Consider the following 12,575-nt stretch of genomic DNA (forward strand, 5'->3'; position numbering starts at 1 on the left):
TCTGCGCGTTATCCGAAAATGCCATGCAAGAACCACGCAGGCGCTGCATTATTCCGATGAGAGGAGCGTTCACGATAAATCCAGTAACGTATATGATCAGCACTGACGGCAACAAAGTAGTCTCGTACCTGAGTCTGATCGGTCCACCAGCCAGCTTCTATTCGTTCAGCCGGCGAAATCAGTGTGAGTTCTGAATCTAAGTAAGGTTTATGTCGGCGGACTTCGAGTACGATAGCCTGCGCTAATAGCCATGTTGGTCTGAGTATCGTCAACGGTGTTACTGAGCTTTCTTTGGAATGCGTTGATACGGATGGCTCCATCACTGAAATCCATTGATTAGCAAATTCAGGACGGTGATCTTCCTGGCTACAAGGGCGTAACACCTGCGCTGCACCGAGTCGTGCAACCAATAAACCCAGCAAATGTTGATGATCTGCCGGATTGGTGACGGTTTCGGGAAACAAGGAATCACTTGCCAGCGCTCTAGTCACCGTCTCTGGGGCTTTAAGCACGAGACTGATCACAGGCCCAGGTAAGCGTAAAAGAGAAATTTTTTCTTTGAGTAACGGTAGTAAGTTAGACTCTTGCCAACTGGCGACGGCCAGATCGATGTCAAGCACACTCGGCGCAACTGCCTGACGACCACGTTCATGTTGTAGCTCAAGGCGTAATTGTTTGACAGCGAACTGATGCGCATGAAGCCATCCCAATAGTTGGCTTAACAAACTCCGGCTATAAGTAAATAGTTCCTCTGTACTATCTGACCGATCCGGCAACTCTATCTTGGCACAAAATTCAGGCGCAGCCACAATCCATATTTGTGGCGTTGAACGTGACGAATAAGCAAGATCAAGTTCTGCCAACAAACTCTTACCACATCGTCGTTGCAAACCAGCGCGGGGTAATGCTTTCAGGTCTGCAAGGGAATGGCATGCGAGGCCTTGCAACAGGTCGTGTGAGCTTGCCGCAGCGATCAATAAATCCACGGATAAGCGGTCAGTGGCGGCCGAAATGTGTGTCGTACGCAGACAGGATTGCCCCAAGCGACCAATACGTGCCGCATTTCTGGCGAATAACCATGCTGTTTTTGCGGTCGGTGCACAGCCGATTGTGGGACTATATCCCAGCGACTTAACGGTTGAACGCACCAGACGTCGCAATGAAGGCAATCCTCCAAATAGTCTGATGCTGGCACCAATATCGAGCAAAATACTGGCATCTTCGGCGAAGCTAACCTGTGGTGTGTAACGGAGTAGGGCAAGTGCGATGGCGGATAAAGCGGCTGTTTCACGGGTATTGTCTTGCGTGAAAAAATGTACGTCAGGAAGTAGCATTTGTACGCCACCACGTCGCATACCAACACGTACCCCCGCCACCATCGCCGTGTGAGACATTGCGATAACACGATTTTGCTTTAATACGACGATGGCGGAAGACCTTAACCCATGTTGCCAGCAGGGGATGAAGGCCTCCAGTTCAATCAATGGCAGATGGACTGCAATCCAGGTCGACTCTCCTGTATCTGCGCGAAGTTTCATGTTGTAGTCTGCTAAAAGTATGAATGGGTATGGTTAGAGTCGGTAATGATTTAAAAAATACTGGTCTGCTTTTGCTGATCTTGCCGCGACAATCCCAATGGACTGTCCGGCACAGATTGCCGGAGCGGTTCAATTACCCGGCTTGACAGATAGGGGTGATCATTGGTGTATAAAAATAGCGGGGCTTCGTTGCTTGCTCCACGACGTTTGAGGATATTGATCTGCATCCCTGATGCTTTTGGGGTCAGAGCAATCCGTAAGACCGCAGGTGATGGTGACTGCGCAGCCTGCATCGGGCGGATAACAAAAAATAATGTCTGTGATTTTTGCGCCAACAGATGCAGCCGTCGCAATACCTCAGTTTTTATCTGCTTTTGCCAGAGTAATAAAGCACCACAACTACCATTTTTTAAAATTTGCTCTGCTGACCACAAATGATCACTGTGCTTCGTCCCCGCAATCCAGAGCAGAGAAACAGCCTCAGCCGCATCCTGTTGGTAGGCTGATGCAAAGGGAATATGCGGTGGTGCGAGAAGGGCGACAGGGCGGTGATCAAGTCGTTTCAGCGCGGGCATCAATAGATTTAATTCTGCAGTACCAAACTGCGCAATCAGGATTTCGATTAACTGACCCAACGGCCAGCCCGCATTTGGCAACTCCTGATTTAAAGCGATATAACCGGTATGAATTGTTGCGGCCATATCATGCGCTAACTGCGATGCACGCCAGATACCCGGATATCGGTTTTCTAACCTATGTCGTTCATGAGTGCGGTCAGCTGGCAAATGAAGTTGAGTCATCACAAAGCAATATACTGATTAAATATACAGTATATTGTCTGAGCGCTGAAACTTCAAAAGAATTTTATAGAAAAATATAAAAAAGCCTGCAAACCCAATACCAGTAAGGGTTTTAGGTAAATTTCTATAATTTTATAAGAAACGATAGGGTGTGCAGATTACGCAACATTAATACAAATACTGATTGCTTATACAGTACTTTGTGTTAAAGTTTGTATCAAGGACAAACGATGATTTAAATGAAGATGAGACGTTCTCAATGATGTCCTGAATGATATTTTTGTATTATCAACCGACACGGAGATTGACCATGGCACACCTCGACACAGCATTTGACACCCGATTTAGTTTGCAATTCGCGCCTACCTCTTTTTTGATGCGCTTAGGCCGCCGTGAAATTTTTGTTTGCCGTGATTTCAGACAGCGTGCTTACCATGTGAATCCTGTGATTGATTGTTCTACAGGCGTACAAGCAGGGCACTTAGAAATTTTATTTTGCAAAAAGTGGTTGATTATATTGTCTAAGGCAAACTGGTAATTGTTGCGAAGTCTAGGAGGGTAAAACCATCGAGCGACATCGTGACGAGGTTATTATCAAGCTCTTGTGATCTGATTCAGGATAGAAGTTGCTTTTGCCATCTAGATCAGTGAGGGGGATGTTTTTTACCTTGCAACGCAAGGCTCGCTGTATAGCCGTTGGTTACATCAAGAGGGTAGACATGAATATCTTTGAGCTTATCGCTAAACTCAGGAGTAATTTGGGTCTCGTATTCAGTTAACGCGCAACCTGCACATTTTAGTGTTGCTTCAAGTTGTGTCCAATATTGTGCGAATACCGGAGCTTGATGTGGTTTTGCAGTAGCAATAAGAGTTGTAGTTCGTCGTTCACCAAAATAGAGTCGGGCAACATCTTGCCAATCAACGGGTAAGTCAATTCGCATGATATCGACGCCAATTCGGCCTAGGCCGCTAATGGCTGCAACAGAGATGCCAGACTCATGGCTAGTTGAAATGTGTACGTCGACGTCACCGATGGACACTTTTACTCCCTCAGCAATCACGCTTGTTATCCGTAATTGCTCAGCAGGTGAGTGAAATGCCGCTGCTAAAAACTCACTGAGCGCTAGACGAAGATGCTGCCTGGCGGCATCACGTGCCATGTTCTCTGGGGTGAGTGTAGCGATGACAATTATTTTTCCTGATGCAAACTTCTCCAGTGCTACCTGAGCCTGGAGAGGCCATATTAATACTGAAAAATAGTTACTCATCGCCATCAGAGAATGAAAGATACAACAGATTAAATTCCTGTCATTGCCGCCGGACATCCACGCCAACTTGAATTGGCAGGTATAAATTCGCCTTTCATTACTAATGTCAGCGCCCCGAGGCTCGCACCGTTACCGACCTCAGCACCGTATAAGACTGAACTACGTGCTCCCATATAGACACGCTCACCGATTACCACATGATCCACCTTCATCACACGATCTTCGAATAAATGTGTCTGTGGGCAGGCTAGGGCATTAATTTCTGTGTAGTTGCCAATGCTTACGCAATCAAACTCAGTAATATCAGTTGTATCTAGATACACCCCTTTACCGATTCGGCATCCCAGCATATTGAAAGCAAGAGGAAGCCACGGCGTACCGCGTAAGTAACGCATAAAATTGGGAATAGCGACGCCCTCATACAGATTAGTGATTCCTTCTGAGAGCCAGACAAACGGTGTCCACATCGGGACGCTCGCTTTTTTATAGCGATAGATCAACAACCATTTCAATACTAAAACAAAGCCAAAGCTGCCCATTCCGTATAGCAATCCGGCAAATAATAAGTATAAAAATACTTCCATCCAGCGATCGTCACCTGCTAAAGGCATGAGATTGAGTACTACCGTATAGCCCACCGCGATGATAATCGCATGCGGCGTAATAATACGGAAGGCTTCAACTAAACCACGACCGATACGTCTTGCTGCCGAAGGCGTAAAGGTTAAATTTTCTGGAAATCCTTTGGTTTCTTCGCGGGCTGGCAGATGAATCGGAGGTGAGCCTAACCACGTGTCACCTGCATGCATTTGCGCATTTGTGGGTGCGCAACTGTGAACGCCAATCAACACATTTTCAGGTAAAATAGTACCATCGGGGATGTAAGCGCCATTACCAACAAAACTACGCCGCGATATGACTGTTGGCTGCATTTTCATCCATCCAGCGTCAATTTCTTCGTCACCCAGCAAAACTGCATCAGCGATAAACGTTTCATCACCAAGCGTCAGCATATCTGGAACCACCCCTAATGCTGTCGAAATCTCAGCGCCTTTCCCTACCTTAGCACCTAACAGACGGTACCAAAACGGGGCGTAGACTGTCGCATAAATACCGTGTAATACGTGCAAACTAGACTCTTGAATCTGATTGACCAGCCATTTTTGACAATACGTATTGCCATGAATTTGATATAGGCCAGGTTTGAGTTTTGGCAGAATAAACCATCTGATTCCTGCTGACAATAAAGCAGTACAAATAATCAGAAGAGCAGTTGCAGGGAATGCCAACGTGAAATATTTAGTTAACTGGAATGGAATCGAGCTACTTTGCAACCAAGGGAATGTATCAGCATTATCAAACCAATCAATGATGACAAAGCTAGGAAATACCGGTACGAAAAATAAAGAACCAATCAGCAAGGTGCCAATAATGAAAAATACCATCTCACCGATAGCTCGGATGTTCGAGAAAAGAGGGCGGGGTGGTAAGTTGCTTGGGTCAAAGGCAGAAAAATCTCTCGCAGGGGAACCTTTCCAAACGCGTCCTGCAGGAATGACCATGCCATCCGCTAGTGCGGATTGACCATCAAGATGCGCTCTGGGTTCTAGGCTAACGTTTCCTTCCAACACTGAATACGAACCTACATAAGCATTTTCTTTGATGGAAATTGACCCAAGAATCAACTCCCCATGCCAGACCCGCGCATTTTCTAAATTAACCGCGCTGCCAATACTGACACCATCACCTAGATTCAGCAGATCCGGCACTCTCAGCGTAATGGATCCAATCGTCACGTCTTTGCCAACTTTTGCACCTAATGCTCGCAACCACAAAGGATACAAGGAAGAACCACTCAACATATAGGTCGGCGCAGCTTCAATCAGTCGATCACCTAACCACCATCGAAAATACGTCAATCCCCATAACGGATAGCGTCCGGCCTTTAAACGACCCACAACGATCCATTTGCCCGCAATAGCAATGCCAAATTCAGCAAGCGTCAGCAAAAGGAATGTTACCAATGAGAGTAGAACCGCTCTGATACTTGAGTCGTCAGGATCACCTGTCAGAAAGTGATAGGCAAAGAACGGTGCTAGCCATTGCACCATCCTAATCGCTACTAGCCATGGAATAACGAGCGCCTGTGCCGTGCCGCATAGCCAGCGCTTCCAGGTTGATGGCGGCACCCAATCCGCTTCTTTATCATGCATATTGTCTTGGGCAACGCCTGCAACTTCTAATAGTTCGGCGATTTTACCTACACTACGTTGCTGATAGATGTCCGCGATTTTGAAATACGCAAAACGACTATTTTTCCGTAATAGCGAAACCAGCCTCGCAGCCATGAGCGAGTGTCCGCCTAGGTCAACGAAAAAATCAGAATGGCGTCGGATCGTTTGTCCCGGGAATAAACTATGTAAAGCAGCAAACAAAAATTCTTCCGTTTTGTTTGCTGCACTATCTGATTCACCTAGATTAACTGTGCTGCCTAACTCTAATTTTTTGAGCGCATTTCTGTCGATTTTCCCTGAGGTCAGACGTGGTACCTCGTTCAGAAATTCAAATCTGGAAGGAACCATGTACGGCGGTAACACTTGAGACAAATGAGAACGTAATGTCGCTTTAAATTCAGCATCGGAAGGGCAGCTTTCTGCTTTCGTCAACGCTGCCTCATCACGCATAATAAATGCCATGATTTGATCAATGTCATCTTCTTTTCGTAGGATGACTGCGGCCGTACCAACGCCGGGTTGTTGTGCAAGAACTGCTTCAATTTCACCAAGTTCAACCCGAAAGCCCCGGATTTTCACCTGATCATCAGCACGTCCTAGACATTGAATGCTGCCATTTGTCTCAATACAGGCGAGATCACCGGTGCGATATAAGCGTTGATCAAAGGGACCAGTTGCCCAAGGATTGAGTAGAAATTTTTCCGCAGTCAGATCAGGGCGTCCGAGATAGCCAATGGCCACCCCAGGGCCTGAGATGCATAGCTCGCCTGTTTCTCCTGCTGGTAATAAACGCAGTCCATTTTCGATATCAGTCGCTACGACCATCATCGAGTAATTCGGCAAAGGCGTTCCAATATTAACAGGCTGGTTGGCATGTAAAGAGGCAAGGCTCGCAGAAACGGTCGCTTCAGTTGGTCCGTAGGTGTTAAATATCTGCCGACCGGCGCGACTAAACCGATTGACTAAGGTTTCAGGACACATCTCGCCGCCGAGGTTAATCAAGCGAAGACTAGTTATGTCCTGCGAGAACAAGGCAAGCAACGTTGGCACGGCATGGAGAACGGTAATCTGATTTACCTCTAAAGCCAGAGGCAGCGCATCAGGATCAGCAGTAATTTCTTTCGGTGCTATCCACAGAGTAGCGCCCACCAAATAACTGATCCAGATTTCCTCAAACGACATGTCAAAAGCGACTGAGAAACCTTGATACACTTTATCTGATTCACGGATACCCAACACCGCGTTTTCGGAGCGTAAAAAATGGCAGATACTGGTCTGATTAACGACGATGCCCTTTGGTTTTCCAGTTGATCCAGACGTATATATGACATAGGCTGGGGCTAGTGGATCGGCTGTTTCTCGTCTAAGCAGAGGTGTCTGCTTTTCATTCAGGATAGTCTCAGCAGCCCAGATTTGGCAGGGCAAATCTTTACAGATATTACTCAGTGCGGCACATGTCAATAATCCAACAGCTTGTGCGTCGACCAAGCAAACCGCAATACGATCGATCGGTGTGTCAGCATCAAATGGTAACCAGGCAGCGCCTGTCTTTGCAATACCGGCTTGCATTACCAATAAATCGATGCCTCGCGGCAACCAAAGACCAACAATGTGACCTGAACGAACACCAGCGTGGAGGAGTGCGGATGCAACTTGATCAGCACGCTCGTCAAGTGTGCCGTAGCTCATTACTTGATCTTGAAATACAAGCGCAGCCTTGTCTGGAAAGCGTTGCGCGGTGTTTTCCAATATATCAGCAAGTATTTCGTCACGGATAAGATTAGGATTGTTTTCGCCATATAAGACGTGTGGGTTCAACTGAGTGCTGCTTGACAAAGACATAAAATCGATAAGGGAGCTTGTAATATTGTTATTTATTTTATCCGTATTTCTTCAAACTAAATTGATAAAAAAGGATAAATATTTTTTATTCAGAAGAATACATTCCCTGAAAAAGCGCATAGGCTGTTCTCGTTTACCGTACCAAACATGTGTTTGTTCGTATGCGTCGGTGAGATTTTATTATCACATACATTCATGCGAATAATATGACAGTCGTCTCGTAATCAATGAAGTATTTTTGTGATAACAATAAAATAATGCTGAAGTTAAAAAAAGCGTGTAAGTATTTCAATTACTTAGATAAAAACACGAATAATAATTTCAGTGAAAGCATTAAAAAGGTGTACAGTTATCACGTCCAATTAATTGGACGTAACTTATTACTTCCACCAATTTATGCGCTAATCATTCATCTTCTTGCAATCAAATTAGTTGTGTTGCTTTTGCATGTGTTGAAAAAATCTAATCCAGCCTCAGTGTTGCTACCTCATGGAGACTTACGATGAAATCCATTCTTAAACTATTCACAGCTATTTTTTTCTTTAGCGTAATCAATGTGACTCTCGCAGCAGACGTTCCTGCTGACGCGGTTGCCATGGTTGAAAAGGGTTTGTCGTATTTAAATAAAAATAGCAAAGAAGGCTTGATTGCTGAAATCAATAATAAAAATCCCGAATTCATCAAAGGGGATATCTATCTCTACGTTCGGAGTATTGATGGAATTATTCTGGCTCATCCAGTCAACGCAAAATTAGTCGGCAAAAATATGCTCGAGCTACCAGACGCAGATGGAAAACTCTACAGAAAAGATATCGTCAATTTGGCAAAAACCAAAGGTAAAGGGTGGGTCGACTATCGTTACAACAATCCCGTTTCTAAAGAAGTCGAAAACAAATCGACCTACATTGTTAGAACGGGGGACATCATCTTAGAAGCTGGCATTTACAAAACCAAATAAATCCGTTGACGATAACACATTTGATGATCGATTCTCTTTGGCAGAATCGATCATCAAGGCATTGCACAAAAAATTTACCAAGAGCAGTTTCGTGAGTTTTGCGTTGTTGTCATTGAATGAAAACGATTGTCACGCGTCATTTCTTCCGCAGGTGTAATATGAAATAATGACTTTCCGATCATTTCTGTCATGAGAGTCAGTATGAAAAAACTCGTCACATCGTTTATCTGCGCAACATTAGCATTAAGCCTCGCCGCCTGCAGTACGCCACCTGCCCCTAAGGCGAATATTCCAGTTCTTCCAATTGCTCAGCTTGATCGTGGTGTACAAATCGTATTGCCAGACAATGTACTCTTTGAAAGCGGTAAGGCGGAAGTTAATCTTGATGCTTCGCGATCCTACCTCGAACGTATTGCGTATCTATTGACCACCAAAACTAATAAAATCGTTTCGGTTGAGGGGCATACTGACAACCTCGGCTCAACTGCATTGAATCAAAAATTATCTGAACAACGTGCGGCGGCAGTCAAAAAAGTGCTGACTGACCTCAAAGTGCCTGATGCACGAATGACTACTGTAGGATTTTCTTTCACGCATCCAGTCGCCTCAAATGCGACCGACGAGGGACGAAAATTTAATCGCCGGACAGAAATTATTATCCTTGATGAGAAGATTGAAAACATCACTCAGGGAGAGGCAGCAAATACGTTTGAAACTGCATTTAGTAGACTCAAGAGTATGGTTGACCAAGGCATTTTACAGTCGCCTGAAAAATAGAAAGACCGCCATGGAAACTCAACTGAAACGTCGCCTGATGTTGGCAATGGGCGCTAGTCTGCCATTTGCGGCATCTGCAGCACAAAAAAATACCGGCGATACAGTCGCTGCCAATAAACCGACTGCTTCTGGTCGCCCACCCAAAGTTGGTTTAGCGCTTGGCGGCGGCTCAGCACGCGGGTTTGCGCATATCGGTGTGATCCAGGCACTCGAAAAGCATAAAATCCGACCTGACCTTGTGGTCGGTACCAGTGCTGGCAGTATTATTGGCGCCTTTTACGCAGCAGGATTTACTGGTGCGCAAATGGAAGAGGTCGCCCTTAAACTGAAAGATATGGAAGTCATCGATCTCTCTGTGGGATCTAAACGAGGGATGGTCGTTGGAACCGCTTTACAAAACGTGGTGAACCAATATTTGCAGTCCAAACCGATTGAAACTTTCCCTATTCCATTTTGCGCTGTTGCAACGAATTTAATTTCTGGTAAAGCCAATTTGTTCCGATCTGGCAATCCCGGATTTGCTGTGCGCGCGTCTTGTAGCATGCCTGGGGTCTTCATCCCGGCAAGACAGGGTAGCGATGAGTTTGTCGATGGTGGTCTGATCAGTCCTCTGCCAGTCAACGAAGCAAGAAAAATGGGGGCAAATTATGTGATTGCCGTTGACGTGAGTGCACAGACAGACAATGCCAATTTATATGGGATGTTTGAATTGCTGATGCAGTCTTTTGACATTATGGGGCAATCATTGATACGTATGGAAGCAGAAAAAGCTGACATTCTCATTCATCCAGATCTTAAAAAATTCTCAAGTACTGATTTCCAATCACGAAAGGAGCTTATTGCTGCCGGTTACCAAGCAGCTCTTCAAGCGATGCCGCAGATTAAACAAGCGTTGGCTACATTAGTGTAAGTGAATTAACTTTGATAAGTTTTACTTCTGAGTCGGAGGACACAATGATTCATTGTTGACGTCAGAAGTGAAATTGACAACTGTATTTATTTGCAACGTTACGGTTGACTAGGAATGAGGTTATTGATTTATTTCTTAATCAACTAAGGCTATCCCGTTAAGATTGACTAAATTTGACAAAGTTGAGACAGCTAGAAGCAAGGATTTAATATAAGATCAAATAGAAATTCATTTGGGCAAGTATTCGTTACCACAACAACAAAAAGCTCTACAGCTTACACCGACGGTCATATGAGAAAATTAATAACATCTCTATTCCCAAGGAAAAAACTCACCCCCACTTCGCTTCTGACACGAGCGAGGCAGCATGAACTGCGGATTCGACTGATCCTACGAACAGGATCGGCGATCACTATTACCATCTGTCTCGCCTGGCTTATTTTATTTCTCGTTATCGTGAACTGGCTCGGCATTACCTTTGTCTCACTTACTATTGCGGCACTTTTTTATTCGCTACGTTTAGAACAAAGAAATTTGCTAAGAGCTGCATCATGGATTTGGTTAACGTGCTTGTATTTAGCCGTTTTTCTGAGTGCCGCTTTAACTGACATTCCTACACTAACGACGCCGCGGACGATTCATCTTTGTTTTCTCCCGTTAGCTGCTGCAGGCTGTCTTTTACTCAGGGAAGAAAATGCTTTTATACGCAACACATCCACCGTCGTTTGTTTGCTTGCTTATGGCTATTTTGCCGTAGTTAATCCGATCTGGATCACACCTTACCTTTTGGATGAAAGTATCAGAGTCCCCGGTACTGCACTGAATGTCCTGTTCGGTTTAGTTGCTTTATTTTTTACACTACATGCGTTTCAAGCCGACGTTAGGGATAAAGATTCACTTGATGGGGAAATTGCCGATGGTCTTATTCGGGGAGAAATGGAGCTTTATTATCAACCCCAGTTGAATGAAAAAGGAGAAGTTGTTGGTGCCGAGTCTTTGCTGCGCTGGCGACATCCTGCACGTGGTTTTATTTCTCCAGCAGAGTTCATTCCTGTCGCCGAAGCTGCCGGGCTGATGCCGCAGTTAGGTGACTGGGTTCTCAAAACTGCATGCGAACAACTGGCGTCATGGAGCAATCATCCATCAATGAAGCATCTATGGCTTGCAGTGAACGTTAGCGCATCACAATTCGTTGATCAACGGTTTGCCGAAAACGTCCTTATTCAAATAGCAGATGCCGGTGCGCCAGCCCGCCTACTAAAAATAGAACTTACCGAAAGTACGCTTGCCCAAGACGTCAATGATGTCGTCTCTATTATGTCGATGCTTGGTCGCCACGGTATTCAATTTGCATTGGATGATTTTGGCACTGGTTTTTCGGCACTTTCCTATCTTCGACAATTACCTCTGACGCAATTGAAAATAGATAAAAGTTTTGTTGGTCAAATGACAGTGTCTGAAAAAGATTTAGCAATTGTAAGAACGATTATTACTCTAGCTACAGAATTAAATCTTCAGATTCTCGCCGAGGGGGTTGAAACAGAAGAGCAGCGCAGTTTACTTTTTGAGATGGGATGCATGCATTTTCAGGGATTCCTTTTTGGGCGTGCGATACCTTCTAAAGATTTCTTACAGTTTGTAGAGCGACGAGAAAAAACATCTAACATTAATTTGTAATCTATTGAAAAACAATACGTAGGATCTCGTCAGCTTCACCCGTCGTACCACCTAAGACGATATCGTTGGTGCCTGACCTGTATAAACCTAGTGCAAGCTTTTGTATCGCTATGCGATCGACTTCTTGTCGGCGGAATGGTGGAGTAACAGGCACCCAGATGCCTTCTAATATCCGCATCGTTTGCTTAGGTTAAGCGCATATTATTTCTCTGAAGATATTCATTGTGTCTTGCAACAACACATTGTTGCAATCTGCTATAAACTTACGCTAAGGTTGTGAAGCGGGCAGCTTTGCAGAAGCTCGCTATGACCTGATTGGAATCCCAATCATTCTTCACAACGTCATTTATGCAGGTGATTTTGTGAGATCAATGCGTAGAACGAGTACGTTGTTACTACCGCCATAAATAAGAGCGGAAAATTTATAAATCATCTTATTTTTGATTAGGGCGTGTTGACATTTATTTTAACCAAAGCATCGAAGCTGCAATTGCCACAAATGAAGCAAATCGTTCAGCGAGTTTGTCGTATCGCGTTGCAACCCGCCTAAATTGTTTGATGTGAGCAAAGA

Annotated in this window: 10 protein-coding genes and 1 pseudogene; 5 read left to right on the forward strand and 6 right to left on the reverse strand. The window is 44.8% G+C overall.

Annotated features, from left to right (window positions below; all coding sequences use genetic code 11):
- Window positions 1-8 precede the first annotated feature (8 nt).
- Entirely contained in the window at window positions 9-1,538 is a 1,530-nt protein-coding gene (locus ACO0KV_RS03875) for a Y-family DNA polymerase (RefSeq protein ID WP_423040070.1), read from the reverse strand.
- Between the two features lie 50 nt (window positions 1,539-1,588).
- Window positions 1,589-2,338, reverse strand: a complete 750-nt coding sequence (gene imuA, locus ACO0KV_RS03880) for a translesion DNA synthesis-associated protein ImuA (protein ID WP_423040072.1) — start codon at window positions 2,336-2,338, stop codon at window positions 1,589-1,591.
- A 310-nt stretch (window positions 2,339-2,648) separates the two neighbouring features.
- Here imuA and ACO0KV_RS03885 point away from each other — a divergent pair, with 310 nt between their 5' ends.
- On the forward strand, window positions 2,649-2,876 hold the full coding sequence (locus tag ACO0KV_RS03885; RefSeq protein WP_423018111.1) for a hypothetical protein: 228 nt from the start codon (window positions 2,649-2,651) through the stop codon (window positions 2,874-2,876).
- A 106-nt stretch (window positions 2,877-2,982) separates the two neighbouring features.
- On the opposite strand, the gene ACO0KV_RS03890 is transcribed toward ACO0KV_RS03885, so the two are convergent.
- On the reverse strand, window positions 2,983-3,606 hold the full coding sequence (locus ACO0KV_RS03890; protein WP_423040074.1) for a 4'-phosphopantetheinyl transferase family protein: 624 nt from the start codon (window positions 3,604-3,606) through the stop codon (window positions 2,983-2,985).
- A gap of 29 nt (window positions 3,607-3,635) precedes the next feature.
- Entirely contained in the window at window positions 3,636-7,682 is a 4,047-nt protein-coding gene (locus ACO0KV_RS03895) for a Pls/PosA family non-ribosomal peptide synthetase (protein ID WP_423040076.1), read from the reverse strand.
- Between the two features lie 502 nt (window positions 7,683-8,184).
- Here ACO0KV_RS03895 and ACO0KV_RS03900 point away from each other — a divergent pair.
- The 4 genes from ACO0KV_RS03900 (at window position 8,185) to ACO0KV_RS03915 (ending at window position 12,004) form a co-directional block, all read left to right on the forward strand.
- Complete coding sequence (locus ACO0KV_RS03900) at window positions 8,185-8,640, forward strand: cache domain-containing protein (protein ID WP_423040078.1); 456 nt, start codon at window positions 8,185-8,187, stop codon at window positions 8,638-8,640.
- A gap of 201 nt (window positions 8,641-8,841) precedes the next feature.
- Window positions 8,842-9,417: an OmpA family protein gene (locus ACO0KV_RS03905; RefSeq protein ID WP_423040080.1), complete on the forward strand. Its 576-nt coding sequence runs from the start codon at window positions 8,842-8,844 to the stop codon at window positions 9,415-9,417.
- Between the two features lie 10 nt (window positions 9,418-9,427).
- Window positions 9,428-10,327, forward strand: a complete 900-nt coding sequence (locus tag ACO0KV_RS03910) for a patatin-like phospholipase family protein (RefSeq protein WP_423040082.1) — start codon at window positions 9,428-9,430, stop codon at window positions 10,325-10,327.
- A gap of 291 nt (window positions 10,328-10,618) precedes the next feature.
- Window positions 10,619-12,004, forward strand: coding sequence for a putative bifunctional diguanylate cyclase/phosphodiesterase (locus ACO0KV_RS03915; protein ID WP_423040084.1), 1,386 nt, complete (start codon window positions 10,619-10,621; stop codon window positions 12,002-12,004).
- Window position 12,005: 1 nt separating this feature from the next.
- Here the strand turns inward: ACO0KV_RS03915 and ACO0KV_RS03920 are convergent, their stop codons facing one another.
- Complete coding sequence (locus ACO0KV_RS03920) at window positions 12,006-12,182, reverse strand: hypothetical protein (RefSeq protein ID WP_423040086.1); 177 nt, start codon at window positions 12,180-12,182, stop codon at window positions 12,006-12,008.
- 283 nt (window positions 12,183-12,465) lie between these two features.
- A pseudogene (locus ACO0KV_RS03925) lies at window positions 12,466-12,575 on the reverse strand (IS5/IS1182 family transposase); the annotation flags it as partial.

The organism is Undibacterium sp. RuRC25W (assembly GCF_049339825.1).
Taxonomy (GTDB): domain Bacteria; phylum Pseudomonadota; class Gammaproteobacteria; order Burkholderiales; family Burkholderiaceae_D; genus Undibacterium.

Coding starts and splice junctions, on each gene's coding strand:
- ACO0KV_RS03915 (WP_423040084.1), top strand. CDS start 10,619: ATGAGAAAATTAATAACATCTCTATTCCCAAGGAAAAAACTCACCCCC.
- ACO0KV_RS03905 (WP_423040080.1), top strand. CDS start 8,842: ATGAAAAAACTCGTCACATCGTTTATCTGCGCAACATTAGCATTAAGC.
- ACO0KV_RS03875 (WP_423040070.1), bottom strand. CDS start 1,538: ATGAAACTTCGCGCAGATACAGGAGAGTCGACCTGGATTGCAGTCCAT.
- ACO0KV_RS03910 (WP_423040082.1), top strand. CDS start 9,428: ATGGAAACTCAACTGAAACGTCGCCTGATGTTGGCAATGGGCGCTAGT.
- ACO0KV_RS03920 (WP_423040086.1), bottom strand. CDS start 12,182: ATGCGGATATTAGAAGGCATCTGGGTGCCTGTTACTCCACCATTCCGC.
- imuA (WP_423040072.1), bottom strand. CDS start 2,338: ATGACTCAACTTCATTTGCCAGCTGACCGCACTCATGAACGACATAGG.
- ACO0KV_RS03890 (WP_423040074.1), bottom strand. CDS start 3,606: ATGAGTAACTATTTTTCAGTATTAATATGGCCTCTCCAGGCTCAGGTA.
- ACO0KV_RS03900 (WP_423040078.1), top strand. CDS start 8,185: ATGAAATCCATTCTTAAACTATTCACAGCTATTTTTTTCTTTAGCGTA.
- ACO0KV_RS03895 (WP_423040076.1), bottom strand. CDS start 7,682: ATGTCTTTGTCAAGCAGCACTCAGTTGAACCCACACGTCTTATATGGC.
- ACO0KV_RS03885 (WP_423018111.1), top strand. CDS start 2,649: ATGGCACACCTCGACACAGCATTTGACACCCGATTTAGTTTGCAATTC.